A 23,687-nucleotide genomic window follows, 5' to 3' on the forward strand; every position below is an offset into this window, starting at 1 on the left:
CGAGACGATTTTGGTGGAAACTTACGAAAAAATGATAAGGTTCGATAAGTCTTAATTATCGTACCTTATTTCTAATAATTGAACGGTATCGAAAAGTAAATTATCATAACCAAGTGTAGTATCTTTGTAAGGCGTACTTTTTTCGCCTTTTCGCGTCGCGCTACTCCTATATTATATAGGTACAAGGAAGCGCGCTATTTTTTCTGCCATGAGCGAGTTGATTCCAGTCTCCGCGATGTTGCCCGCGGGCTTGTCCTCCGTCTCCGATGCGGTGGCCCGTTACGTCGAAGTCGGCTTGGCCGGTGCGGCCAACACACGCCGCGCGTACGCGGCCGACCTGCGCACCTTCGAGCAGTACTGCCAAGAGCGCGAGCTGGAGCACCTGCCCGCCGCCGTCACGACCGTGGCCCAGTACGTGACGCATCTGGCTGACCAGCCCCGCAAGCTAGCCACCATCCGCCGCCACCTCTCCGCCATTGCCAAAGCGCACGAGCTGGCTGGCTACCAAACCCCCACGGACTCCAAGCAGTTGGCCGTCGTGCTCGAGGGTATCACCCGCGTGTTGGGCAAGCGGCAACGGCAAGCCCCCGCCTTCACGGTCGACGAGCTCAAGTGGGCGATTGACACACTGGATCTGACTGCCCCGGCCGGGCTGCGTGACCGCGCCCTGCTGCTACTGGGCTTTGCTGGCGCCTTCCGCCGCTCCGAGTTGGTGGCCCTGAACGTGGAACACCTGGAGCTTACCCCGCAAGCGCTGCTGATCCACCTGGACAAGAGCAAGACCAACCAGTACGGCGAGGTCGAAGATAAAGCGGTCTTCTACGCCCCAGATGACCGCTACTGCCCCGTCCGCTCCGTGCAGGCCTGGGTGGACGTGCTGGGACGCGATACGGGGCCGTTGTTCGTTTCCTTAAAACGGGTACCCAAGCAAGTGTCGCAACCCTCCGCCTTTCGCCTCTCCGACATCAGCGCCAACAAGCTCGTGCAGCAGCACCTGGGCGCGCAGTACACGGCGCACTCGCTGCGCGCCTCCTTTGTCACTATTGCCGTGGAGGCCGGGCAGTCGAACAAGGCCATTAAGAACCAGACCAAGCAGAAGACCGACGCCATGATCGAGCGCTACGCCCGCCTAGAGGATGTCAAGCGCTTCAATGCTGCCAAGTTCCTGGGCTTGTAGACGCGCTACTAACTACAAGCCGGCCTTGGGCAGAGGGGGTGTTGAGGGCATCAGTAAGAGAAACCAGACCCACGTCCTGGAACTACGGCTTTGATTAAAAATTTGGTACAAATGTTACATTGCTACCATTTATCGCCTTGATTATCAAGGTAAAGAAACGAAAAAGGGCGTTTCAGGTACCGATTGTTCACTACTTCCCGGTGGCTGCTAGCAGGGCAAAATGCGGTACCCAAAACACATAGACATGATCAAAGTATCCGATAGGCGCATCTAGCGACTTTCTGATACTCTGATTCGGGTAGGCGGGCGGGCAATGTAACATCCGTACCAAACTTTTAACCAAGGCCACTAGTATCCAGCGCGGCCGATAGTAATTCCCTGCCTCCTACTTCTTCCAATCGGGCGGATTTACACGGTAAGCGTCCTACTGTTGTTTTCCGTTACTACTCTAGTCGTCCGGCAAATGCGACTTTTGGACCAAACTTTTAATCAAGGCCGACAAACAATATAGATAGCAGGGAATTCCGCGGATTTTGCGGCCTGTTCCCCGCAAAAGCGCCTGGCCACTAGCGGAACGTGCGAATACCGTTGTCGTAGTAAATCAGCTGACCGGCCTCGTCCTGATAGTAAGCAAATGGATACTCCTGATTTTTCAGGCTCACCCGCCAAGCTTTGACCAGCTTTTCAGGGGCGTAGCTGATACCCGCGTTCAAGTTATAATATCCAAACTCGGCACTCACGCACTGGCGCTGCACTTCTTTCAAGCGGTCGGCATCGAACTCAGTGATGGTGGCCTGAAAAAGGTCGCGCACCTGCCCGGCGCTGAGCATGGGCGAGGTACTAAGACTGGTGCCGCTGCTAAGCTGCCCGTTTTGGAAGTTGAACGACCCGTTTTTAAATGCGAAAATTGTTTGGCTCGTAAAGATGCGCAACCCGTTGGTGTATTGCTCCACCGTCACTACCTGTGAGTCGAAGCTGGCATAAGGCGGAAAATAGGTTTGCACTGATTCGCGCACGTAGCGCACGTAGCGGAGGTTGCGGCTATCGAGGCGGTTGCGAACGAACAGGCCGTTGATGGTTGCCACCTCGGCGCTGCTTAGGCCGTGGGCACTCACCGGCACGGCCAGCAGTTCGCTGCAACCCTTGTCGGGGCCCGCCTCCTGCTTGGCGCAGGAAACCAGGAGAAAAGAAGAGGCCAGCGCGGCGGGCAGCAGGGTGCTGAGGCGAATCATCGGAGCGGAAATTAAATATTCTATTACTGGAGCCCTGGCTCCTGACAAAGGTTGCAATGCGGCCTTCTTATAGCAGCGGGGGGATAAAACGGGCTGCAAATAGGCCCTTTACTCTAATCAACCTTACTCCTCCCTGTCACTGTCAGCACCTGAATGTAAGCCCGCTGCAAACATAGGATTACGCTAAGCCTACTGCCTGTTGGAACAGGTGCCAACCAGTCTTGGTGGCCACCTTACTGGCCAATGGCCACCATGCTCAGAAGCTGCGTTCGTAGCTGATGGCTGGCAGGATGGGAAACAAACTCAGCTGATAGAGCCGCCGCTGCCCCTTCGTGAAGTAGCTGTCGTTCTTGCCGGCGCTATAGTAGATGTAGTACGGGTTGTGCCGGCTGTAGGCATTGTAGGCACCCACCCGCCAGATTCGTTCCCCGTGCTTGACGGACTTGGTAAAGGTCGCGCCCAGGTCCAGGCGGTGGTAGGCCCGCATCCGGTAGCTGTTTTTGTCGCCATACACCTCGGCCTCGGGGTAGAGGTAACGGTCCGACGCGGTTCCGGCGATCAGCCCGTAGCTCTGGTCGATGACGTTGTAGTTGCCCTGGGCCAGGGTCAGGGCATTGCCGGTGCCGTACGTCCACGTTGCCGAGAGGGTGATATGGGGCCGCACCTGGTAGATGAGCACCACGGACGCATCGTGGCGGCGGTCATACTTGTAAGGGTACCACTGGCCTTGGTTGAGTTGGTCAAACTGCCGCTCGTTGCGGGCCAGCGTGTAGCCCACCCACCCGGTGAGGCGGCCCGTCTTGCGTTGCACCAGCACTTCCAGCCCCCGCACCTGGCCCCGGCCCCCGGTCACGACTTTGTCCTGCCAGTTCTGGGAGCTGTTGTAGAAGGTTGCGCCCTCGCGAAACTCGATCAGCTCGCGCATCGACTTCTGGAAGGCTTCCACGCTGACTTCCAGCCCCCACGCGGGGAGCGTGCGGGCCACGCCCAACGCCACCTGCCGGGCCCGCTGCGGCGCCACCCGCCGGGTAGCGGGCACCCACAGGTCCGTGGGCAGGCCGGCCCCATTGTTGGAGAGCAGGTGCAGGTACTGCTGCATGCTCGCATACGAGGCTTTCACGGCGGTGTGTTCGCCCACCCGGTACGTAGCCAGCACCCGGGGCTGCACGCCGCCGAAACCCTGCCCCTCGACCCAGTAGCGCACGGCCCGCAAACCCAGGTTGGCCGAGAGTCGGGCGGTCAGCCGGAGTTCATCCTCGCCGTAGAGGGCTACTTCCTGGGCGCCCACGCGCTGGGAACCGAACGTCGTATCGAGCGCTGCCACCGGGGTGCGGCTCGTGAAGAAGTTGCTGCCGGGGGTGAAGGCGTGCTGCACGGCCGTCGCCCCGAATCGTAGTTGATGGGCTGGGCTGGGGTAGTAGTCAAAATCGGCCTTCACCAGCACGTCCTGCACGCTGGAGATGAAACGTGCGCGGCTGTCCTCGCTCAGCTGACCGGTCGGCGAGCGGTCTTCCAGCTCAAAGGTTTGCTCGTTGGCGTAGCGAAAACGAGTCGCCGCCAGCGTCGCGTGGCCGAACAACTGGGGGGTAAGGGTTCGGTTCCAGCGTAGCGAAGCCAGGGCGTTGCCGTAGCGCAAATTACTGGCGTTCTGGTAGCGCAGCTCGCCCTGCGGGCCGGCGATGGGTTGCGGCTTCTGCGTCACAAACAGCCGGTCGCCGCCCAGGTACACGGCAGCAAAGAGCTGGTCGCGGGGCGTGAGCTGGTGGCTGACCTTGGCACTGGCATCGTAGAAGGAATACCCGACGACGCTGTTGCCCCCGGAGGAAAGCCGGCTGGCCACCCGGGAAAACAAGTCCAGGTTGCCCCGCCGGGCCGAAACGAGGAAGGTGGTTTTGCCCTTCTTCAGTGGCCCTTCCAGCGTGAAATGGGTGGCCAGCACGCCCACGCCCGCGTTGCCGCTCAATTTTTCTTGGTTGCCCTCCTTCAGGCGCACATCCAGTACCGACGAGAGCCGCCCCCCGTAGCGGGCCGGGAAGCCGCCCTTGATGAGGCGCACGTCGCTGATGGCATGGGCATCGAACACGGACAGGAAGCCGCCGACGTGGCTGACGTAGTAGAGGGGCACGTCGTCGAGCAGCGTCAGGTTTTGGTCCGGGGAGCCCCCGCGCACGTAAAGCGCGCCGCTGCCCTCGCGGCCGGCCTGCACGCCGGGCATGAGCTGGAACGCCCGCAGCACGTCGGGTTCGCCCAGCAACGCCGGCAGTTGCCGCAGTTGCGCGACCGGAATCTGGAGGGTGCTCATCTCCACGCGGCGCTCCAGCGGCACAGCGGCTGCGCCGCTCACCCGTACCTCGCTCAACTCGTTGCGGGTAACCAGGGAAAAGACGTAGGTCGTCGTTTGACGGCCGGCCAGTACGACGGTGATTCGCCCGTACCCCAGGTAGCTGGCCGTCAGGCGCACCGAATCCTGCGCCGGCAGGGTCAGCGAGTAAAAGCCGGCCGCGTTGGTCGTCGTGCCGACCTGGCCACCGGCCGTGTACACGGCCGCCCCCGGCAGTTTCTCACCGGTGCGGGCGTCCTGCACCGTGCCGCTAAACGTGACGCGGCCACTGGGGGCCTGGGCTTGCACCGTTGGCGGGTCCGCCAGCCACAGAAAGGCAGCGGCGGCAAAGGATGCCGCGTAAATAATCTGATGCATCATCCGGCTATCAGCGAACTGGTACTATTCTCACCTCTTGCGCGTGGCCCACGACCACCCCGTACCCGCTGTCCACGTTGGAGTACATCCGGGTGGGGTCACCCAGGAACAGCAGCTGGTTTACGTCGCCGCCCGGACCCTTCGTGCCTTGGTTATAGAAGTGCCGGGTCCAGCTCTTGCGGTACTGATAATAGGCGCGGCTGACCGAGCGCAGCACCACGTACACCTCACCCGATACGCTGGGACCTACGGGCAGCCCGTTGCGGATGCCCCCCCCGGTGCGGCCAAACGGCGCAAACGAGGCCCGCAGCTCAAACGCCTGGCCGTTGAAGAGCTTATCCGAGAAGACCAGCGACCCGGGGTTAAACGCCGCGTCGCCTTCCGCCGCCAGCGCGGCGTTGCCGCGCGCATCCAGCGCAAAGTCCTGACTCCGGTTATACCCTTGGCCTTGCCCCAGGGACTGTTGCTGGTAGGCGGTGATTTCGTAAAAATTAGCGGTTTGCGCCGGGTCCTCGAAACGCACGACGATGGTGCCCAGCAACTCGTTGTTGCGATCCGTCCCCGTGGGGTAAGAATGCCAAGCCTCCCGGATAGGCACCGCGGCGGGTACCGTGTCCGTGGCGCTGGCGGCCGGGTAGCCGTCGGCTTCGGCCCGCAGGGTGTAGGGTACCCCACTGACGGGTCTGTTGGGGCTGGCATACAGGCCCCGCCCCTGGTTGCGCAGCAACTCTTCTCCCCGACCAGGAGTCAGCAGGTACACCCGGGCCGAAGACACCAGGCGCGCAGCAGAGTCCACCGTACTGGTGACGCGGCTGACCTGCACCCGGAATATGCTGTCGGGCATGAGAATGGAATTCACCACCAGTACGTTGGGGGGCGCGGGCAAATCAGCACTGATTTGGTCGATACAGCCGACTAAAAGCAGCAAGAGGCTGGCAAGAATCGATCGTTGAAAGCACGTATAGCGTGGGGGCATAGGGCTAAGCTAGGATAAGGACTACGACAGCCAACGACAGCCAACGGGTAATCGTATGACGCCGCCCTGGGGTAAGCCGGCATTTACCAAGGGCCTGGTGGCAGTGCACTGATCCGGCAATACGGTAGCGTAGCGCGGCCTTATTCTCCCTGCGAGGCGATAAAAAGGCCCACAGGCAGATAAGAAAGCGTCCCGTCATTCGTTCTGGCGCTATGAGGACGAAGCAGTGGAGTAGCAGGATCGGAACGCTGGGACTCCTTTCAACCCTGATCGGCTGGCCGGCTACGGTGGCGGCCCAAACGGCGACCGCTCGCCTCGTCGTGTACCGCCCCTATGCCTTCACGGGCTTGCCCATGTCCTTTCTGCTCTGGCAGGATCGCCCAGCGCTCTGTCGCCTCCGCAACGGCCGCTACGTCACCACCTCCGTTCCCGCTGGGATGGTGACGTTGCGCTCGCACGTGGTGGGGGCTCTCTGGCCCGTGCAACGCGAGCGGGTCCTGCGCTTTCCGGCCCAAGCCGGGGCCACGTATTATGTGCAGACCGACGTCTCGTGGCTGATGAGCACGTTAACGATGGCCGTGGTCCCCGCCGCTTTTGCCGAAGCGCAACTCCGGCAGCGGCTGAAGCCGAGCCCCTGTACCGATGCCTGGCCGGTTGGGCAGCCCTAGCCCCTGCCTCGGCGACCCGCTTCGCCTGGCGCCTGGCGCTGCCAGCGGCCTAACAGGGCAGGCGACAGACTCTGGGCACGGGCCACATCGGTTTACCGGGCTCCGGCCGCCACTTGGCGCACGCACTCGGCTTGAAAGGCGGGCGTGTATTTTTTGTGAGTCAGCGGCGAACCGCTTGAATGTGTTTTATCGGGCATGGGCAGTGGAAGGTAAGACTTGCCACTGTCTGTTTTTACTCGACCACCTCACTGTTTTCACTAGACCACCTCAATCAATGAAATGTTTAAATCAGGTTTATAACATTTAAAGAAGACCCTTTGCTAAAGGTTATAGCCTGTTTACATGCTGCACATGGTCGTTTACAACACGTAAAAGACTTGCTGTCTTATTTAAACCACCGATTAAGCGAGCTTATAGCTCTACCTTTTAGGCCATGAAAGCCAACCGTTATGGCAGTTACCCATGCCCTTGCTGTGGGTTCTATACGCTGGATGCTCCACCGGCTGGCAGTTTCGATATCTGCCCAGTGTGTTATTGGGAAGATGACAGCGTGCAACTACATGACCCAACTTATGCCGGTGGGGCAAACAAGCTCAGTTTAGAACAAGCTCGCCTTCATTTTACGCAACACGGCACTTGTGAACCTGGCTTGCAGCGATACGTTCGGTCTCCCTTGCCCGATGAGCTTCCGGATTAAGTGGAGAATAAGCGATACGATTATGGTAAAGTACCACGTCGGGCGCAGCGGCTGGGCAGACCGAAAATCATTGCTTTTCCAAGGCGTGTCCGAGATGCCATCTTATGTTAATCAGCTTTTCCCAGGACCCGGCCACCTTGTCAGCTCGGCTGCTTTCTGGCTTTTATCTAGTTTAAGTCAACAGCAGAAAAGCAAGCGTAGCCCCTTTATATTAAAGACGGCGGTTCAACTACCGTTTGATCACCGCGACCCCTACATCAATCTTGTTCGTCGCCATTCCGCCTGGGGCTACCGTTCGCCCCATCAAATGGAGGCGGACCACTTGAAGCACCTAGCCTCGCTCACTGTCCGTGCCCGCTAGACCACCCCAGGGGTCTTACCTGATGGAAGACCCCTAGCAATAGGTAGCTAAGCCGTTAACTCTAAAACTTCTGCGGCTGGAATGCCCAACTTCTGGTACATCCGGCGCAGAAAGTCGACGTTGGCCGGGCGTCGGCCGCGCAGCACCTCGCTCAGGCGCGACTCGCCCACCTCCAGCAGCTGCGCGAGTTGCTTCTGCTTCAGCTGGCGCTTGAACATCTCCACCTGCAGCCGGCCGGCCACGGTGGTCGGGGGCCCGGGGTTGTGGCCGTTCGCCTCCTCAAAGGCGTGGATGGCGTCGCGTAGCACCAGCAGCTGGGCATAGTTAGCTTCTTCGTCGGTGGCCAGCGTCCGGAATTCCTTCACGGCGGCTTTGTGCTCGGCTTCGGTGGTCAGGGTCACAGTTTTGGGAGTTAAAACAAAAGGGAAGAAAGTCGACCTCACAGGTCCTGCAACTGCTTTTTACTGAGCTTGCTGTACTCGGCGTGGGTCATGATGCGCCGGATATCTACGGTTTTGAGGGAAAACAATACCTGGGCCACGAGGCGATAGTGGTTGCCCTTGATGTCAAACACGTAGCGGCCCTGGCCGATGTAATCCGCCGTGGCGAAGTCCGCCAGCAGGTCGTTGTGGTTTGCCCAGGTGCAGAGCTGCACCTGGGCAAACCACACCTTTAGGGCTTCCCGCGCCTGGGCATTCTTGCGGCCGTAGCTGGTGATAGTCTTTTCCTCGATGACTAGCATGGCCATGCAGTAAACATACGCAATCCGGAATTAAATTCCATATTGCGTAGAAAATACCTGACTTGTGGCCAACAGGGTCCGCTAACGGGGCCTTATCGTGCCCTATACCAGCGGATGCTCGAACGACCTCTTCCGTTAGTTTTTCTTTTTCGAGGGGATATCCCGGGCGCGCAGTAGGATGCCATCAGCAGGGCGTCCGGCGCGACGAAAGGCAGTGGTGTCTAGTTTCACGGCCGACACCGACGTCGTGCGCGGTGGCGCGGCGGCCCTTTTGGGGGGAGGGACTCTTTTCTCCGGGAGGGCGTTCGGTGCAGGCGTTGGCGTTGTTTGAGCGGAAGCAGGACCGGATAGGGCCACTAGCATCATGCCCAGCAGGAACATGGGGGTGGGTTTCATAACTAGAGAATAAGGTGAAAAGATGAAGATACTGATTATGAGCTGTATGGACGTTCATTCAAATGGTCGTATAACTCATTTCAGGTTTTACAAGAATCGATACATTTACTTTTATCGGGCCTTATTTAACATAAAAACGACTTCTCAGACAACTCTTGGAAAATTAGCGTTCTTGGTTGTCTAAGTTAAGCCCCTTATTGTAGAATTATTCTATGATAACCGCTTCAGATAATCTGTGAAGGTAAATGGGCTAAGCAACCTAAGTAGGTCATTAGGCATCTACTGATCAGTACTTTTTGTGGGCCTGATGCGCTTCCTTCTCTTTATCTGGGGTCTTTTCTGGAGCATAGCTGCTGCCAGCCGGACGTTACCAGTACCGGCTCAGCCGGCTCGTCCGCTCACGCCGCAACAGCTTCAGCACCTGGTGCTGTTTACGCGCTTGGCCGGCAGCATCCGGTATTTTTATCCCAATCAAGCGACGAGTCGGGCGGACTGGCAGGCGTTTTATGTCGCGGCTATTCCGCCACTGCTTCACGCGCCAACACCCGAGGCTTTTGTCGATACCCTCCGACGGACCTTTGCTGCCGTTGCGCCCGGCGTGGTGATTCAGCGGCCTGGGAACACACCCGCCCGCACTCCCCCAGCCGCCGAGCTGTCCTATCGATGGGAACATCATAGCCTCAACCTGGATAAGCAGGGGCTAGGGCTAGTACCGGTCCTGATGCGCCTGGCGCACCTGCCCTTCACGAGCCGCTTGGTGGTGGCCTCCTCGGCCACGGCCCCGTTGCCGGCCACCTATACCCTGCCGCTTAGTCATGCCGCGGCGGCTACCATCCCGTTGGTGCTTCCTGCTGCCCAAGCGTATGCCCCCATCGCGTTTGGCCAGCGTAGCCGCCGTTTCCAAGTGGCCCAACAGGCGCAGCGCCTTGCGGTGCTGATGCAGACCTGGAATGTGCTGCAACAATTTTATCCTTACCGGGAGCAGCTGCAACAGGTCGACTGGCCAGCGGCGCTGCAAGTGGGACTGCTCGCCGCCAACGCCGCCCAGACGGACCAAGCGCTACTGGTCGCCTGCCAGCAGATGGTTGCTCGCTTGGGGGACCGGCACGTCCAGATAGCCAGACGGACCCGCACGGGACTCTACATCACGCCCCCCGACTTTGCCTTGGCCTTTGAGTTACTGGCTGATGGCCGCACCGTCGTAGCCCGCGCACACGGAAAATGGGCCGCTACTTTTCCCCTAGGCAGCACCTTGGAGCAAGTCAATGGGCAGCCCATTAAGCAGGTGTTGGACAGCTTGCAGCGTCAGACCAGCGCCGTGAATGACGCGATGGCGCGCCAACTGGTCGTCCACCAGTTACTGCGCTACTTCTGGCAGCCGACCGCCACGGTTCAACTCACCGTGCGCACGGGGGAAGCGCTACAGAGCCACCCGGCCGCCTTTCGGCAGTTGCGCCTACCGCCTAGCCGGGCGGGGGCGTTTCGGTTCCTAGCGGATAGCCTAGTGTACCTGGATGCGGCCCGCCTCCAGTATGCGGATTTTGTGCGGCAACTCCCCGCTTTGCAGCAAGCGCGGGGTCTGATTGTCGACCTACGGCAGCGGCCGGCCTACGGGATGCAGGCTGCCCTCGCGCACTGGACGAAGGCGGCCGTACACTCCGACTGGTTTGCTACCCCCGTCTTGCAGGCGCCTGATTTTACTGCCGCCACCTATGATTCGGTGCGCAGCGTCACAGCCGCTCGCGCACCTCATCTAGCTACCCGCACCGTCTTTCTGATTGGTCCTGATACCTTTAGCTACGGCGAAACGCTGGTAGAACTCATTCGCCACTATCACTTAGGCCTGCTACTGGGGCAATCGACGGGCGGGACCAACGGCGAAATGAACTTTGCCAGCATTGGCCATCATTTCCGCTTAAGTTGGACGGGGCGGCTGGTGCGCAACCGGGATGGGCAGCCCTATCAGGGAGAAGGAATACCCCCAGACATTGAAGTCCACCCCTCGCTCGCGGCTATTCGCCAGCAACAGGATGTTGCGCTTCAGCAAGCCATTACTTATTTGATAGATTCCAAGTCGAAGAAGAACTGATTTTTAATTCGTAAACTGCTCATATTCTAGTATAAAACAAGTATTTTACATCTTGTAATTCACCGTTTCCAGAACGTAAAATGACGCGGTAAACGCTGGTTAAGGGCTGAATTAGAGACGTTTCCTTACTCATTTCTGCCCTTTCTTAGCTGGTGCAGGGTCATTGGCGGTGGGGAAGTACCGATAGGCCAACTGCGGTTGCTCTTTCAACAATGGGCGTTGTTAAACAAATAGGGCAAAACCTCCGACTCAGGAGCGCAGCTGCCCAAATTTCACATTTAATATACTGGATAACAATATATTACCTATATCCAGAGGCAAAGCGATAGTCTTAACGTTCGTTTTCGCTATTCTCCTTTGATGGCATTAAGGGGCGTGTAAAACTATCGTTCCTCACTACTCTTATGGCTCATTTGTGCCTTATCAATAGCATTCGAGCTATTTAGTCACCGAGTCGGCGGTTTTTCCCTAGTTGTTTAACAACACCCCACCTTCTACTAACGCCCCCCATCCCAAGCGAACCGCCCAGTGAATGCTTGGCTGCTTTCTGCTTGCCGGCTCACGTGGGCAAATGGCTGTGGGAGACGGTTGACGGGGAGTTTTGCGGCTTTTGCCCCTGCGGTCGGGTAGGTGATCCGCTCTGGGTGAAGGAGCACTACTATCAATTCGGGTACTGGCATTTAGATTGCCCGATTATTTCGTCTTAGAGACTGCTTCAGTAGATAGCCTAGTACCCAATCAAGTACGTATATGGCAATTCACCAACCAACTGACCAACTTGCGGAAGGTTAATCTATCGGGGTCTTTCTACCTGCCAGCAGAGCGGCCACAGGGAGAGCAGCAATTTCCTGCATTACAAGTGCTGGTTCGACTGTTGCAGCCATGGCGACCTGAAATAATAGCAGCAGTGGGAGAGGACACCGGGCAAGGGGCCAGTTGGTGGCTTTTAGATCATGGTACAGTGGAGGGACAAATTGAGTCCAGTAGTTTTTTAGAACAGTTAAACTCGATTGGCTCCCCCTGGGAGCAGGTGCAAATGGGCAAGAATCTCACTGTACTGGAGCACTTACCCAACGGCCGGCAACTTGTCCAGGAAGTAAATGAACAAACCTATTTCGTCAGGGAATATCATCATTCTTTTATAGCCGAGCTTAATTCAATTAACCGTTTAGATTTGTACTCTAAAGGCGTTACCGTTAAGCAACAGAATTCAGATACATAGGACTTCTGGTTTCAGGCTTTGCTATATTGGCTGCTAATATTCCACAATCTTAATTTTTCGTATGGACCAAACCCCCAAAAAGAAGGGCGACAAGGAAAAGCCCGAGGGACCGTTCAGCAAGATGCTCCGGGCTAAAAACCCTACGGAGCGAACGTTGATGATGGGACTTAAACTAGCGTACCGATCAATTCAGGACCGGGAATTCTTCCCGGAAAAGCTCACAATTGAAGAGCTGTTCCGCGTGTCTGCTTTGCTTAATATACCGCTCGATGAGGTTATTAATACCGTTGTCGGAGAGGTTCACCAGTCCGGCCGTATGCCAACCGTACGGATTAATTCTGAGCGACAGGAAGCTTAATGCTTGAATTGCCCGTACCCGCCCGCTAGGGCACCCCGCCCCATACCCGCTCCTTGCTACTATAATGCGCTCTTCACACCGGCCATTATACTTAACGGCTTGCCTAAGCCTATTTGCATCATCATTTACTCTAATCATGTTACAGCCTAGAACTTTTCGAGTGTTAGTTCCGCCAAAGAACCCAGAGCGTCTGGGGTTCCCCCGCGAAGCTGAGATAGAAGCTGGTAGTCTGTTAGAATTAGTTGAACAGAGCCCGCTTCGCTTAACTACTTTAGTGAAGCTGCTGGGCATCAACGTGCGCACGATCAAGAGTCACTTAGAAGCACCTGGTAAGCTGCGAGTGGACGAGATCATTACGCTGGCCCAGCAGCTGGGTCTTGAAGTAAGCGACTTATTCGAGTTTATCCGGGCGGAAGCCGCTGAACAAGCGGCAGTGAGAGCGAAACAGGAAGCGGCCGATGCTGCTTTGAAAGCCAGTAACCTAGAAGCGAAGGCGAAAGCAAAATCGAAAGCGAAAGCTTCCGCCAAGAAAGCGCCTGCCAAGAAAGTGTCCGGCAAAAAAGGTGGCGTTAAGGCCACCACCCGTTCGACCAAAACCAAACAGCAGGACTAAGCCTAGTGAGGGGTATCTCTGTAACTACAGCACCAAGGAGGCATTAGCCTCCTTGTTTTCGTTTTGACGGTACCAAGCTGCAGTTCAATTGAATACCGGTGCGTGTTACCAAAACAAAACATTCAGTGTATCTTCGGGGCACTTGAGTAACTAGTGTCCCCTGAGCACTAACTGAATCATTATCTCTACTCTTCTGCTTCCCCGACACAAAAAAACGGGAGTACTGCGGCAAACAGTAACTCCCGTTAAGCTTTGAGATTGACATGACAAATATATACCCTGTCTACTTGGATTCCAACATTTGTCGGACTCCCCATGTGGTGCGCAAGTATGGTCCGTATTACGGATTCGCGCTGGACTTGCTGCTATACGTGGCCAAACACAGCCACGACCCCAATTACCGGAAGAACCTGGGGGAGTTTCACCAAAACAAATCCATTCAGTTCTTTGCCAACGACTTTTACAATGAGTTTGGCCACAGCAAGTCCCACTTGCTGCACAAGCCGACACCAGCGGCCATCCAACGGATTTTCGGGGATGCCAGGGATGATGTTGCGGATCACGGTAAAACCGTACTGGAGGCCGCGCTATATGCCATGGGCGCCCGCAACCTATCCTTCAAGTATGGCTATGACATAGCCGACCAGAACCGGGGGGTGGCCCGCCGCACGGACTTCCTTCAGCTCTTCACCAGTATCGAAGTTAAACGGGGACGGAACACCTTATCCCAAATTCAATTCTCGATTGCCAGGGAATGGATCTGGAACAACCATCTGCGGCCCCAGGCAATCAACCTCGATAGGTATTGCGCTATCCGCACACCGGGCACTGAAAACGAGCCACGCGGCCGAAACTGGCCAGTAGGTCGCATGCTCTACCTCCGCTTGATCTATACCTGGGGTAGTGCCAATGCGGAGAAGCACAACTTAGCGCAGGTTAGCGAGACTTTTCAAGCGTTAGCCATCGTGGCCGGAGTTGACTTGCGCAGCAACTACAAGCACATGGCCAATGATCTCCGCCAGTGGTGCCAACGGGTCTGCGAGCTGGGCGAGTTGCCCTTCACCGTCGAGATTACCCCGACTGCTCGTGGGCCGGTTTTACTTCAAAGTGGTATCAAGCGCAGCCAGAGTCCCTATAGCGTCACCCTGCTTCGGAAAGCCTATCAAGGAAGCCTGAAATTGCAGGCATAAAACCAGTTAAAGAGCTGATAATCAGTAAACATAAGAGGTATAAAAAAGTCTATTCTGCATAATTGCGGGATAGACTTTTTTATGCTTTCTACTTAAGTTGGTTTTGCCTGACCAAACGTTGGTTTTACTTGATTTAAGGTTGGTTTTACCTGACCCGAGGTTGGTTTTGCCTGATTCACGGTTGGTTTTGCCTGACTACAGGTTGGTTTTGCCTGACCAACAAGGTTGGTTTTGCCTGACCGCAGGTTGGTTTTGCCTGACCGTACTCCTTATAGTATTGGAAAAGAAGAGAAAAAAGTATTAGAAACGGACGGTTCAAAATGAGCAGATCAGCCAAAAGACAAGCTTTTAGGGTGTCGTTCACTCGGCAGGGCGACCCCGACGAACAGGGCCAGGAAGGGCACGAAACGCACGCAGGGGGAATCTTCAGCAGGGGGCGGGCCGCGCCACTAGGTCAGAAAGCAACGCCAGCGTAGCAGCGTTTCTGAAGTAACTGAAGGGTCTGCCGCGTAAGCGTTCGTCCTGCTTTACTGCCAACTCGGACTAGGAATCTACCCAGAGAGAGTTGAGGCAGCAACTATCCCCCCGGAATTCACCCGCAAACGCGGGCTAGTAAGCCTATCGGGGGCTAGGCTTAGGTGCTACACTATCCGACGCGAGAGCGAGCCACAGCGGGCATAAACGACGGAAAGCCAAAACCAAACAAAAGGGAAGAAAAAGGGAGCCAGACGCATTACTATATCTTGTAAAAAATACATTTAAAATGTTGTTAATAGGTAACAAACCGCGTAAATTGAGCGTATTAAAAGAAAGCTTTAGCGGTCTTTTTCTATATACAAATCAACAATTAATCATATATAAATTGTCATGAGCCCCACCACCACCGCCAGCACTACCGAGATTACGACGTTCAAAGAATTGATTCGGCACAAGTCCCGCTATACCGACCGGGATTTAATGGCCATCATGAAGATATCCTTTACCACACTAAAGGAGCGCGAGCGTGATCCATCCAAGCTGAGCATGGAGCAGCTGTTTCGGATAGCAGCGCATTTCGACCAGTCGTTAGAGTATGTGATGGGACTGGTATTGGCTGAAGTCCAGGAGAAGGTGCAGCAAGAAACCGAAGCCTTGCGGGCGGGTAGCCAACAGCTGGGCCGCAAATACAAGCGCAAGGGCAGTGAGCCCGCTGCCGCCCCGGCACCGCTTAAGCCGAAAGGCCGTCGAGAAGCAGTAGGGTAGCCGTACTAGCGGCGAAACAGGGTGAACAGTTGGTGCTCGTGGAACAGGTTATGCAACTGGCAAACCGTGTACCGCTCTTCCAGTTCCGGCCACCGGATAGCACTGGTAATGCCAGCCCCTTCCACTATCCAGCCGCAGGCCGATTCCATCGTTTTCAAGGCCCGTTGTAAGAAGGGGAAGTAGGCCAGCGGTAATTCCATGCGCTCGCCCAGCTCAGCGACCGGGTGCAGGTTGATTAGCAGGGCTTGGTCACCGCCAAGTTCGACCAGCGTTACGTTCTGAATCCAGCAGGCAAGGTCAGAAGCAGCAGTTGACATATAGGGAGAGAGGGAGTTGAACAGAACCTAAATATAGGGACAACCTTGTACTATCAGTTGTATTTTGGTAGCGTTATACCGGTATTTTCTGCTAAATTTGCGACAGCGAAATAATTTATTTATTTGTAAATAATACATTAAAAGTGTTGTATTTTAGCAACAATAGTGTTATCTTTAGCTATACCAATAAACCTCCTGTGTTATGTTCGATATCGCCCAGCACCCCGAAATTTTCTTCCCGGTTGAGCGCCGGTCCTCCACAGAGCTTTTCACGGGCTTTGCCTTTACCGAGCCCCGAAAGCCAGGCTATCTACGCGCCCTCGATGCAGAAGCTAATCAACCTGTGCAGCACGGATTACGACCTGGTGACTAATCAGCAGCTCGTGGAGCCCGCGTATGATATGCTGGCCGGCATCTACGGCGAGCAGTACATTGAAGTCAAGACCCGCGCCATTGATGATCGTAAGTTTTACGTCGAGCTGGTGGTGAAGGCCCGGCTGTTCGAGGTGCAGCTAGGCGACCCGGTGCAGATCAAGATCGACATTGCCAACAGCTACGACGGCTCCCTGAAACACAGCTACGCCCTGGGCTGGGAGCGGTTGGTGTGCCTGAATGGGATGATGGCCTTCCAGACCGAGTACACCACCCAGCGCAAGCACTACGCATCCCAGAACTTCGATCCCCGGCCGGTAATCGAGATGATGAAAGACCAGATTCTGACGGTTGATACCCGCCTGGAGCGGTTCAAGAAGCTCACCGAGCGCCGGTTGCTGCCCGCCGAGGTGGAAGAGTTGACCAAGACCGTACTGGCCAAGACCAAGTTCCCGAAGAAAATGGTAGTAGACGTGCCCACCGTGGCCTATGGCGAAGCCGAGCGCCTGGATGTGCCTATGTCAAGCTGGCTGCTCTACAACGGCTTTAACTACCAACTCAACCACGGGCAAACCAAGCTGCATCCCGAGCAGAAGATAGCCATTGATGCCAGCGTGTTAGGTATCTTGGAACTTGCCTAGTAACCATAGTCCCGCCCGTTACAACGGGCGGGACTATTAACTATCCGCTACCATGCACATTGTCGAGAAGCACTATTTGGGATTAGAGCTGAAAAGCCCGGAGCGCGTTCCGATGCTACGAAAGCTCGCAACTTCTGTAGCGGGGTCTTGGCTGGATAAAATACCGGATAGTGACCCGGCCATACAGGAGGAAATTGTTAAAGGCGTCTGGCACTCTTTTGTGGGCCTTGATATTGATAATTTACTGCTGACCGAAACCGCGCAGGAAGTAGTTAGCAACATTAAAGTGGGGGAAGCCTTCGACGTAGAAATACTACGCGTTCTGCCGCCTAACCAAATGGTCTGCTATAATTTCCTGCTGGGGCCAAACCGAGTTATTAAATGCACCTGGAGCAATGAGTATTTAATAGCCATTGAGCTGACCCGACACGATGATAATGCCGGCGTCCATTGTGAATCAGCCATCACGTCGTTGGAGTCGAGTATCAACGGGTTTAACAGTGCGTTGGTCGGGGCCATCCAGTGCCTGATCTTTTTAAAGCTGACGGAGCCGGAAATTATTCACGTTGCGGCGGGGAAGAAGCACGGCACCCGCAAACAGGGCCACTATAACGCCTCTGCCTTCCCCGTAACGATTGTTGACAGCACTTGGAATAAATTCATTGTCCGAACGGAAGGATTCGGGGTTTCCGGTCACTTTCGGATGCAGCGGTACGGCAAAGGCAACGCGGATTTAAAGCTGGTGTGGATCAAGCCATTCCTGAAACACGGGTATGTTCGCTTGCCGAAATCACAAGCGTTAGAAGAAGGTAATGAGCCCGCCTAACGGTACTATTAAACGGCCAGATAGTATGTTCGCTCCCAACAACTCCGTGACGGCCTTAATTAAGGCGCTGGTTGAACGCTACAGCTGGCAGCGTGAAGTAACGCCCCAGTAGATCAGCGAGTGCCTATGCGACCAGTTTGCGCTCGATATACTGGTACAGGTTGGGGGAGGCCCCGCAACCTATACGCTATGCACCGAAGAAATTGTCTGTGATGATCTGGACTACGCGCAGGCTGAGTGGCCGGGCGACTTGATTCTGACCAGCCGGGCAGCCTGGTCCAAGACCGCGCTCGATGCGTACGGGTACCCAACCAGCGTGCTACTGGAGAACATCCGCCTCGGGGGCCATGTGTGGCTATTTCACGAGGGCATGCATTACGATGCCGAATGCCCGGAGGGAGTAGCCAACTTCTTCGACTTACCCATCAACAAGCGCTTACTGGGTTGTTGGGTGGCTAAGTTCAGCCACCCAACAACCCAAAGTAAGAAATTTAGAACTTCAGGTCGAACCGGCCGGCCGTCACTTGGATAGTAGCCGTGTTCGACCGCTCTACAGCTGAGAACTCAAAGGTGTCAGCCACCACGCGGGCCACAGGGCCATTACTCGCCAAGCAGGGGCTCTTGCAGCGCTTGGGCAGCTAGGCTGCTGCTACCCGTAGTTGAGAAGAAGTCCGCCAGCAAGTCGGTATTGCTCAGGCTAGGGAGTAGGGTAGTTAGGCACAACTCATCGAGTTCCCCTTCAGCAGCCAGGTCGAGGTGATACTTCAGCGCCGAGATACTGATAGAGTGGTTGGGCAAATCGGTGGCCAGCACCGGCAGTTCCGCTAAGCCCAGCTCCAGGAAGCCAGGGGCAGACAGGTTCGTTTCAGGGACAACCGGGCGCGAAGACCGGCCCAGCCAGTAACCGACAGCGAAAGTGGCACCCGCGAGCAAGGTTTGACGAATAATAGAGGCCATAGAAATAGAGGGAAAATGGGAGGTGAGAGAAGTTCTCGGACGACGGCCTACGGTTAGTAGCAGACCAGTTGCCACGCCCAGCACCGGCAGCAACCAGGGCCGCGCCGGCACCGACACGGGCCGCAGTTGGGGGACCGGGCTCAGCTCCGGGGCAGGAGCCTTCGCGTAGGGGTTGATGCGGCCGTGACGCTGGCCCTGTAAGCACGAGTAGCAGGTTGGATGATAGGGCGAAGCCCACTGGCCACAGCCGCCCGCGCAGGGAACCGAGTAGTAGGCGCTGGCTACGGCGGACGCCCCGGACGATTCATTGGCGTAGGCGCAATGTTTGGTGCAGCAGTATTTCTGGTTCCTGGCGTTGGGGATGAACGACACTTGACAGAACACCCAGGCGCAGGTAATGGGCGGCAGGCTGGGGCGCAGGGCGCGGGCGGCAGCGAGCCGGGCCTGACGCAGTGGCTTACATGTCGGGCAATACGCGCCCGTATACCGCCAGTAGGAGGCCACGTCGCCGCATTCTTTGCATACGCGGTAACGGCGGTGAAAGCTGGCTGCCTCTTGCCGGCAGTGTGTGCTACAGAAGCGGTGCTTTTGGTGCACGGGCAGCAGCAGGTTCAGGCAGAGCCGATAGGCGCAGGATCGGGGAAAAGGCTTCATAACACTACAGGCAGGTACAGGTTACCGTAATAGTGTTACCAATTTACAACAAAAAATTATCCACGGCGGCAATTAGGGCCGTCTTTTCTTCCCTTTCGTATAAACTTTGGGCTTGCTGCCAAGCAGCTTGCCCGTATTTTCCCCCAGACCAACCGTTATGAATAACGCAGCAGCAGAGTTCGCGCAGCACGTAGCTGAGGATACAGAATTGCTACACTGTTTTGAATGTGAGGTGCCCACCGCGCACCGGCACGAGGAAGTACTAGCCGTCCTACCGGGCGGCAGTATGAGCGAAGTAGAAATGAGTTGTGTGGTCTGCGATTCCCGGCGCACTTGGTTCGATGTGAACCCAGCCCGTAATTAGTTGGCGGCAGTGGGGCGGGCCAGCCACCGGGCCGCTACTCAGGGCGGGATGATGGGTTGATGCGAGTAGGGTTGCAGGGCCTGGGCCAATTCCGCAAAGATTTGCGTATAGGCCGGGCCAGCAATTAGAAAAACGTTGGAGGTAGGGGTAGCACAATAGTGGGAACAGAAATTCCCGCTAAGAGATAAAAAGGAGTCGCAACGGCTTGTAGTGCATTTGCTCCTCAACGCTGGCCACGTAGCCGAAGATGATGATTAAGATGGATCGTATTAAGAAACGTTTTGGCCCGCTTCACGGGGCTAGTGCCACGGCAGAAATTCATTATCCATACTCAGGGATACCTTTGCACGCCATACCCGGACCAAAACCGAACAAACAAGATGGTACAACCGATGAAAGAAGGCGGGTTACTCCAGAAAATCAACCGAAGCCCCCCGATTTAAAGCCTCACAAGCATAAGAAAGGCGCGTAATAGAATCACATCAGCAATCCAGCTGAAGTCGTGTCGACGGGATTCCGATGGCAGTTCTTCTCCGCCCACTACGCAAGAACCCTCGCACCAACTCCCCAAAGGTTAGTGCGAGGGTTCTGGGCTTTTGGCACTTTCGCCAGTGTCTGCGGATGTTGGGCAGCGCATGTTATTCGGGTAGCGCCCGTTTGGTGTTAAGGTCAGGAAGGAGCACTCCGGGCTAGAATGGCCTGCAAATCGGCTGGGATGGGCATGGACTGCTCCGCCGGCACGTTGGCCCCGCCGGTGTTGCCGGTGGGAATGCGGCCAAAAAGAGAGAGCGGGAATCCGCCGATGAGGCCCACGAACTGGCCCAGGATTTCGCGCCCGTCGCGGGTGCGCAGGCCGTGGCGCAGCATCAGCCGGTGCGTGTGGGTGTGCGGCAGCGCCCAGCGCTGGCCCAGAACGTGGGCGCGTTCGAGATGGGCGAAGGCGGCAGCCATGTTGTGGCGGCCAGTGGCGGCGCGGGCCGCGTGCAGCTCAGCGCGGTAGTACGGGCGCAGGTGGTAAGGGAGGCGAAAGTTGCGCATGGGGGCGGGGCTCAGCCGGGTGGTGCTAAGCCCAATTTACGCAACGCCGGCAGAGGCTACAACTGCGTACTGATGACCAGCATTCCAGCGAGTACATACAGGAAGAAGCGTTGCAGCTTATGGGCGGGTTTATGGTGTTCACACATGTGCCTGTAACAGCAGCTGCCTGGCTGCTGGTTCAGTATTTACTGGATTGTAGTGCCAACTAGGTGGCTGCGGGCTTCCCGCTCCCCCTGCTGGCTTTCGTGTTGCACGTAGTATTCCAGTTGAGTACCGGGGGCGAATACATCCTGGTCGTGGTAGGGCGAACGGGCATTGACGGCCACCCGCTGCCAGGGCCCAGACTCTCCGCCCACGCGGCGGAAAATGTGGGCCACTTCCAGCATCTCTTTGGAAAAAGCCAGGTGCCGGCCGGTGGGCGTCAGCGTAAGGTCGATTTTAGCGGTGTGCATAAGAGAGCATCAAAAAATGTGAGGCAGTGGTAGACAACGGCCTCTTAAGCTAACTTGGTAAGCCATAATGGCCGGTAAAACTGGGGCCTCAATCACGCGTTCCTAGCCCTCCGCTGCCCCACTGCCTCACACTTTTTGATGCTCTCTTATGCGAAAAGGAGAAAGACAGCAAGACCGCTCCTGATGAGGGGCGTAAAGCCAAGAAAGCCCATCTCAGGATGAAGATGGGCTTTCTTCCACAAGTGTTTCGCGCCGCCAGTCTATTGCTGGCCCCCGCGCTGCTCATGGGAATGCAGCGGCTCGTTATGGCCATGCTCGTGTGAGTGGTGCAGGGCTGCCTCTTCGGCGTGCTTCTGCGCGTGGGAAGCAAACCCGTAGGCCGTATAGCCGTGGTGGGCCGCTTTTTCGTGGTCGCCTTTTTTCAGGTGCTCGGCGGCGGCGCGGTGCTGCTGCTGCGCGTGCTCAAAATAGTGTGCGGCCTTTTCGTGGGCCTCAATAATTTTCTGGTGCTCTTCGGGATGGTCTGCCATAGCGTTAGTATTGATGGAAAGGAATGAATACCTACGTCTTACGCAACTAGAGTTGCATAGTTGGGACAAGGCCGAAGCAATCCCGTTCCTTTCTTGGCTACAACCTCTTTTCCTGTATCCAGCTTAGCGCTTGTTCCCGCTCCAAAAGATCAAAGTACTTAATTTCGGCACTGCTGAAAGGCTTCATGAGTTTTGTCATCCACTCCTCCCATCGTTCATCGCCAACCATAGCTATCTTTTTATAATCATCAGCGTGCCTGGCATCAAACTGCAGATCTTCCAAAAGACCTTCTGGCTGCCAGCCTGTAAAATCTACCATTTCCCAATAAAGATTGATTTTACCGTACTGACGAATTTTGTTTTCAAACTCAGGTATAAGACTCGCATAATCATGCTGATCGAGTTTGCCCGTGACCCTGATAGCCACTAATTCTTCGGTGTGCTCGTTTAGATACTGGAACATGGCGACTGCTTTGATTAATACTTGCTGTATACGGGGTTCCTGTTTTTTGAAAGGTCCGGCGTGGTAGTTGGACAGCCGGGCGCGGCCAGGCGTTGGCTTTGGGTAGGGTAGCGACGGGAGCGGGAAAAAGCAGCGGGCTGCCGGCCGGTCCGCACAGCCGCCTGTGCTGGGGGCTAGTAATTGATGTGTACGCCGTAGCTCTCGTCCCGGAGCACGTCTTTCCACTGAGCAATCAGGCGCTGATAGGCCACGCCGACGGGCCGCTGCTTGCGGTCCAGGTCGTAGAGGCCCAGCGGGTTCACGCGGCCGTTGTTTTCGCGCAGGGCTGTGTCCCAGTCCACCTGGTCGAGCAGCGAGTACCAGGTAAAGCCCACCAGCGGAGCGCCGTCCTGCTTGAGGCGGTAGGCGTTGGCCCACTGCCGCCACAGCCAACTCACCGAGTCGGGCTCCCACAGATTGGTTTCGGTGTGCATGATGGGCATGCGGTAGCGGTCGTAGTACTGCCTGGCAATGACGTAGTAGCCGAATATGTCGCCGGCCGGGTAAGTGCTGCCGTCCTCGCGCACCATGCGCTCGTTGGTGCGGTAGTAGTCGATGCCCATGATGCACTTGGCCTTGATGCGCTGGTCATCGAACCAGTGGTACTCGGCGTCCGTCATGCCGTTTTCAAGCAGGTACTCGTACATGGCCACGCTCACGGGGTAGCCGTAGGTCAAATCCAGCGACAGGAAGCGCTTCTGGTTCAGAAAGTCGGTCTGGGGCCGCGCGGCCGGCGTTTCGGGGTGGAAGTACTCGGCCGACTCGGCCTGAATGAAGGTGGCGCCCGGCTGCACGGCCAGGATGGCCTGCATGGCCAGTACACCCGCCCGGCAGGCGTGCTTGAGGGCCGTCACGAAGGCCTGGTCGCTGGCCAGGCACTCGTTCCACCACCCGTACTGGGCTGAAAACATGGTGGTGACGAAGATTTCGTTGACGGGCGTGTAGAACTGTAGGTCCGGAAACCGCTCGGCGAAGGCCTGGGCATAGGCGGCGAAGTGCTCCGGAAATTCCGGGTTCTGGAAGTTGCCCAGCCAGTCGGGCAGGCCGAAGTGCAACAGGTCCACGATGGGCGTGATGCCCAGCTCGCGCAGGGCGCCGAAGGTTTCGTCGGTGAAGGCCCAGTCGTACTGGCCGGGGCCGGTGTGCGTCCGGTAGTAGGGCGGGCCGTAGCGCAGAAACTCGATGCCCATCTCCTTGACCAGGGCAAAGTCTTCGCGCCAGCGCGCGTAGTGACCGGTTTTCTCCAGCTCGTCTACCCGGTGGGTAGTGCCATCGGGCAGCTTGATGGTGGGGTAGCTGTTTTCAATGCCGGTGGCAAACATGAAGGCGCTCATAAGCTTAGGAAGTAAGGATGACTGGCAAAGGAAGGCTAC

Annotated in this window: 25 protein-coding genes; 12 read left to right on the forward strand and 13 right to left on the reverse strand. The window is 56.6% G+C overall.

What is annotated here, in order from left to right; genetic code table 11:
* Positions 1 to 208: 208 nt before the first annotated feature.
* Positions 209 to 1,177 carry a tyrosine-type recombinase/integrase gene (locus J4D97_RS15330; protein ID WP_243900342.1) on the forward strand — a complete coding sequence of 323 codons (969 nt, stop codon included), beginning with the start codon at positions 209 to 211 and terminating at the stop codon, positions 1,175 to 1,177.
* A gap of 566 nt (positions 1,178 to 1,743) precedes the next feature.
* Here J4D97_RS15330 and J4D97_RS15335 read toward each other — a convergent pair.
* The 3 genes from J4D97_RS15335 to J4D97_RS15345 form a co-directional block, all read right to left on the reverse strand.
* Entirely contained in the window at positions 1,744 to 2,409 is a 666-nt protein-coding gene (locus tag J4D97_RS15335) for a hypothetical protein (protein WP_208308305.1), read from the reverse strand.
* Between the two features lie 256 nt (positions 2,410 to 2,665).
* Positions 2,666 to 5,110, reverse strand: a complete 2,445-nt coding sequence (locus J4D97_RS15340) for a TonB-dependent receptor (RefSeq protein WP_208308306.1) — start codon at positions 5,108 to 5,110, stop codon at positions 2,666 to 2,668.
* A 7-nt stretch (positions 5,111 to 5,117) separates the two neighbouring features.
* Positions 5,118 to 6,035: a DUF4249 domain-containing protein gene (locus J4D97_RS15345; RefSeq protein ID WP_208308307.1), complete on the reverse strand. Its 918-nt coding sequence runs from the start codon at positions 6,033 to 6,035 to the stop codon at positions 5,118 to 5,120.
* 509 nt (positions 6,036 to 6,544) lie between these two features.
* Between J4D97_RS15345 and J4D97_RS15350 the strand changes: the two genes are divergently transcribed.
* From J4D97_RS15350 to J4D97_RS15360, 3 genes are all read left to right on the forward strand, one after another.
* Positions 6,545 to 6,751 (forward strand): hypothetical protein, encoded by a 207-nt coding sequence (locus J4D97_RS15350; RefSeq protein WP_208308308.1) that lies wholly within the window; start codon positions 6,545 to 6,547, stop codon positions 6,749 to 6,751.
* Positions 6,752 to 7,184: 433 nt separating this feature from the next.
* Positions 7,185 to 7,448 (forward strand): CPCC family cysteine-rich protein, encoded by a 264-nt coding sequence (locus tag J4D97_RS15355; protein WP_208308309.1) that lies wholly within the window; start codon positions 7,185 to 7,187, stop codon positions 7,446 to 7,448.
* Positions 7,432 to 7,809, forward strand: coding sequence for a hypothetical protein (locus J4D97_RS15360; RefSeq protein ID WP_208308310.1), 378 nt, complete (start codon positions 7,432 to 7,434; stop codon positions 7,807 to 7,809). Before J4D97_RS15355 ends, J4D97_RS15360 begins: the two co-directional genes overlap by 17 nt.
* A 47-nt stretch (positions 7,810 to 7,856) precedes the next feature.
* On the opposite strand, the gene J4D97_RS15365 is transcribed toward J4D97_RS15360, so the two are convergent.
* The 3 genes from J4D97_RS15365 to J4D97_RS15375 all read right to left on the reverse strand — a co-directional run bounded on the left by J4D97_RS15365 (position 7,857) and on the right by J4D97_RS15375 (position 8,947).
* Positions 7,857 to 8,210 carry a helix-turn-helix domain-containing protein gene (locus J4D97_RS15365; RefSeq protein ID WP_208308311.1) on the reverse strand — a complete coding sequence of 118 codons (354 nt, stop codon included), beginning with the start codon at positions 8,208 to 8,210 and terminating at the stop codon, positions 7,857 to 7,859.
* A 38-nt stretch (positions 8,211 to 8,248) separates the two neighbouring features.
* A complete protein-coding gene (locus J4D97_RS15370) occupies positions 8,249 to 8,557 on the reverse strand; it encodes a type II toxin-antitoxin system HigB family toxin (RefSeq protein ID WP_208308312.1) in 309 nt (102 codons plus the stop codon).
* A gap of 129 nt (positions 8,558 to 8,686) precedes the next feature.
* Positions 8,687 to 8,947 carry a hypothetical protein gene (locus J4D97_RS15375; protein WP_208308313.1) on the reverse strand — a complete coding sequence of 87 codons (261 nt, stop codon included), beginning with the start codon at positions 8,945 to 8,947 and terminating at the stop codon, positions 8,687 to 8,689.
* Between the two features lie 307 nt (positions 8,948 to 9,254).
* Between J4D97_RS15375 and J4D97_RS15380 the strand changes: the two genes are divergently transcribed.
* From J4D97_RS15380 to J4D97_RS15405, 6 genes are all read left to right on the forward strand, one after another.
* Positions 9,255 to 11,036: a S41 family peptidase gene (locus tag J4D97_RS15380; protein ID WP_208308314.1), complete on the forward strand. Its 1,782-nt coding sequence runs from the start codon at positions 9,255 to 9,257 to the stop codon at positions 11,034 to 11,036.
* Between the two features lie 778 nt (positions 11,037 to 11,814).
* Positions 11,815 to 12,258, forward strand: a complete 444-nt coding sequence (locus tag J4D97_RS15385) for a hypothetical protein (RefSeq protein ID WP_208308315.1) — start codon at positions 11,815 to 11,817, stop codon at positions 12,256 to 12,258.
* Positions 12,259 to 12,319: 61 nt separating this feature from the next.
* The gene (locus tag J4D97_RS15390; RefSeq protein ID WP_208308316.1) at positions 12,320 to 12,616 is read left to right on the forward strand and encodes a hypothetical protein; all 297 of its coding nucleotides are present in this window, start codon (positions 12,320 to 12,322) and stop codon (positions 12,614 to 12,616) included.
* Positions 12,617 to 12,752: 136 nt separating this feature from the next.
* Positions 12,753 to 13,229, forward strand: coding sequence for a hypothetical protein (locus tag J4D97_RS15395; RefSeq protein ID WP_208308317.1), 477 nt, complete (start codon positions 12,753 to 12,755; stop codon positions 13,227 to 13,229).
* A gap of 287 nt (positions 13,230 to 13,516) precedes the next feature.
* Positions 13,517 to 14,419 carry a hypothetical protein gene (locus J4D97_RS15400; protein WP_208308318.1) on the forward strand — a complete coding sequence of 301 codons (903 nt, stop codon included), beginning with the start codon at positions 13,517 to 13,519 and terminating at the stop codon, positions 14,417 to 14,419.
* Between the two features lie 867 nt (positions 14,420 to 15,286).
* Positions 15,287 to 15,661: a hypothetical protein gene (locus J4D97_RS15405; protein WP_208308319.1), complete on the forward strand. Its 375-nt coding sequence runs from the start codon at positions 15,287 to 15,289 to the stop codon at positions 15,659 to 15,661.
* A gap of 5 nt (positions 15,662 to 15,666) precedes the next feature.
* Here J4D97_RS15405 and J4D97_RS15410 read toward each other — a convergent pair whose 3' ends face one another.
* Positions 15,667 to 15,978, reverse strand: a complete 312-nt coding sequence (locus J4D97_RS15410; protein WP_208308320.1) for a hypothetical protein — start codon at positions 15,976 to 15,978, stop codon at positions 15,667 to 15,669.
* Between the two features lie 323 nt (positions 15,979 to 16,301).
* Between J4D97_RS15410 and J4D97_RS15415 the strand changes: the two genes are divergently transcribed.
* Positions 16,302 to 16,991, forward strand: a complete 690-nt coding sequence (locus J4D97_RS15415) for a DUF932 domain-containing protein (RefSeq protein WP_208308321.1) — start codon at positions 16,302 to 16,304, stop codon at positions 16,989 to 16,991.
* Between the two features lie 52 nt (positions 16,992 to 17,043).
* Positions 17,044 to 17,817 carry a hypothetical protein gene (locus J4D97_RS15420; protein WP_208308322.1) on the forward strand — a complete coding sequence of 258 codons (774 nt, stop codon included), beginning with the start codon at positions 17,044 to 17,046 and terminating at the stop codon, positions 17,815 to 17,817.
* 600 nt (positions 17,818 to 18,417) lie between these two features.
* Here J4D97_RS15420 and J4D97_RS15425 read toward each other — a convergent pair.
* The 6 genes from J4D97_RS15425 to J4D97_RS15450 all read right to left on the reverse strand — a co-directional run bounded on the left by J4D97_RS15425 (position 18,418) and on the right by J4D97_RS15450 (position 23,648).
* On the reverse strand, positions 18,418 to 19,428 hold the full coding sequence (locus J4D97_RS15425; protein ID WP_208308323.1) for a hypothetical protein: 1,011 nt from the start codon (positions 19,426 to 19,428) through the stop codon (positions 18,418 to 18,420).
* Between the two features lie 1,033 nt (positions 19,429 to 20,461).
* The gene (locus tag J4D97_RS15430; protein WP_208308324.1) at positions 20,462 to 20,830 is read right to left on the reverse strand and encodes a DUF3703 domain-containing protein; all 369 of its coding nucleotides are present in this window, start codon (positions 20,828 to 20,830) and stop codon (positions 20,462 to 20,464) included.
* Positions 20,831 to 21,015: 185 nt separating this feature from the next.
* The gene (locus tag J4D97_RS15435; protein WP_208308325.1) at positions 21,016 to 21,282 is read right to left on the reverse strand and encodes a hypothetical protein; all 267 of its coding nucleotides are present in this window, start codon (positions 21,280 to 21,282) and stop codon (positions 21,016 to 21,018) included.
* Between the two features lie 260 nt (positions 21,283 to 21,542).
* Positions 21,543 to 21,812 (reverse strand): hypothetical protein, encoded by a 270-nt coding sequence (locus J4D97_RS15440; RefSeq protein WP_208308326.1) that lies wholly within the window; start codon positions 21,810 to 21,812, stop codon positions 21,543 to 21,545.
* Positions 21,813 to 21,909: 97 nt separating this feature from the next.
* Entirely contained in the window at positions 21,910 to 22,275 is a 366-nt protein-coding gene (locus J4D97_RS15445; RefSeq protein WP_208308327.1) for an STAS/SEC14 domain-containing protein, read from the reverse strand.
* Between the two features lie 173 nt (positions 22,276 to 22,448).
* Positions 22,449 to 23,648 (reverse strand): family 1 glycosylhydrolase, encoded by a 1,200-nt coding sequence (locus tag J4D97_RS15450; RefSeq protein ID WP_208308328.1) that lies wholly within the window; start codon positions 23,646 to 23,648, stop codon positions 22,449 to 22,451.
* Positions 23,649 to 23,687 lie beyond the last annotated feature (39 nt).

Origin of the sequence: Hymenobacter defluvii, from assembly GCF_017589435.1 — a bacterium.
GTDB lineage: Bacteria > Bacteroidota > Bacteroidia > Cytophagales > Hymenobacteraceae > Hymenobacter > Hymenobacter profundi.

What these genes read in the sequence shown, in the direction of transcription:
- J4D97_RS15425 (WP_208308323.1), bottom strand. Translation starts at nt 19,428, where the DNA reads ATGAAGCCTTTTCCCCGATCCTGCGCCTATCGGCTCTGCCTGAACCTG.
- J4D97_RS15415 (WP_208308321.1), top strand. Translation starts at nt 16,302, where the DNA reads ATGCAGAAGCTAATCAACCTGTGCAGCACGGATTACGACCTGGTGACT.
- J4D97_RS15435 (WP_208308325.1), bottom strand. Translation starts at nt 21,282, where the DNA reads ATGCACACCGCTAAAATCGACCTTACGCTGACGCCCACCGGCCGGCAC.
- J4D97_RS15340 (WP_208308306.1), bottom strand. Translation starts at nt 5,110, where the DNA reads ATGATGCATCAGATTATTTACGCGGCATCCTTTGCCGCCGCTGCCTTT.
- J4D97_RS15375 (WP_208308313.1), bottom strand. Translation starts at nt 8,947, where the DNA reads ATGAAACCCACCCCCATGTTCCTGCTGGGCATGATGCTAGTGGCCCTA.
- J4D97_RS15410 (WP_208308320.1), bottom strand. Translation starts at nt 15,978, where the DNA reads ATGTCAACTGCTGCTTCTGACCTTGCCTGCTGGATTCAGAACGTAACG.
- J4D97_RS15390 (WP_208308316.1), top strand. Translation starts at nt 12,320, where the DNA reads ATGGACCAAACCCCCAAAAAGAAGGGCGACAAGGAAAAGCCCGAGGGA.
- J4D97_RS15445 (WP_208308327.1), bottom strand. Translation starts at nt 22,275, where the DNA reads ATGTTCCAGTATCTAAACGAGCACACCGAAGAATTAGTGGCTATCAGG.
- J4D97_RS15440 (WP_208308326.1), bottom strand. Translation starts at nt 21,812, where the DNA reads ATGGCAGACCATCCCGAAGAGCACCAGAAAATTATTGAGGCCCACGAA.
- J4D97_RS15395 (WP_208308317.1), top strand. Translation starts at nt 12,753, where the DNA reads ATGTTACAGCCTAGAACTTTTCGAGTGTTAGTTCCGCCAAAGAACCCA.
- J4D97_RS15330 (WP_243900342.1), top strand. Translation starts at nt 209, where the DNA reads ATGAGCGAGTTGATTCCAGTCTCCGCGATGTTGCCCGCGGGCTTGTCC.
- J4D97_RS15360 (WP_208308310.1), top strand. Translation starts at nt 7,432, where the DNA reads ATGAGCTTCCGGATTAAGTGGAGAATAAGCGATACGATTATGGTAAAG.
- J4D97_RS15355 (WP_208308309.1), top strand. Translation starts at nt 7,185, where the DNA reads ATGAAAGCCAACCGTTATGGCAGTTACCCATGCCCTTGCTGTGGGTTC.
- J4D97_RS15420 (WP_208308322.1), top strand. Translation starts at nt 17,044, where the DNA reads ATGCACATTGTCGAGAAGCACTATTTGGGATTAGAGCTGAAAAGCCCG.
- J4D97_RS15430 (WP_208308324.1), bottom strand. Translation starts at nt 20,830, where the DNA reads ATGCGCAACTTTCGCCTCCCTTACCACCTGCGCCCGTACTACCGCGCT.
- J4D97_RS15450 (WP_208308328.1), bottom strand. Translation starts at nt 23,648, where the DNA reads ATGAGCGCCTTCATGTTTGCCACCGGCATTGAAAACAGCTACCCCACC.
- J4D97_RS15380 (WP_208308314.1), top strand. Translation starts at nt 9,255, where the DNA reads ATGCGCTTCCTTCTCTTTATCTGGGGTCTTTTCTGGAGCATAGCTGCT.
- J4D97_RS15335 (WP_208308305.1), bottom strand. Translation starts at nt 2,409, where the DNA reads ATGATTCGCCTCAGCACCCTGCTGCCCGCCGCGCTGGCCTCTTCTTTT.
- J4D97_RS15370 (WP_208308312.1), bottom strand. Translation starts at nt 8,557, where the DNA reads ATGGCCATGCTAGTCATCGAGGAAAAGACTATCACCAGCTACGGCCGC.
- J4D97_RS15405 (WP_208308319.1), top strand. Translation starts at nt 15,287, where the DNA reads ATGAGCCCCACCACCACCGCCAGCACTACCGAGATTACGACGTTCAAA.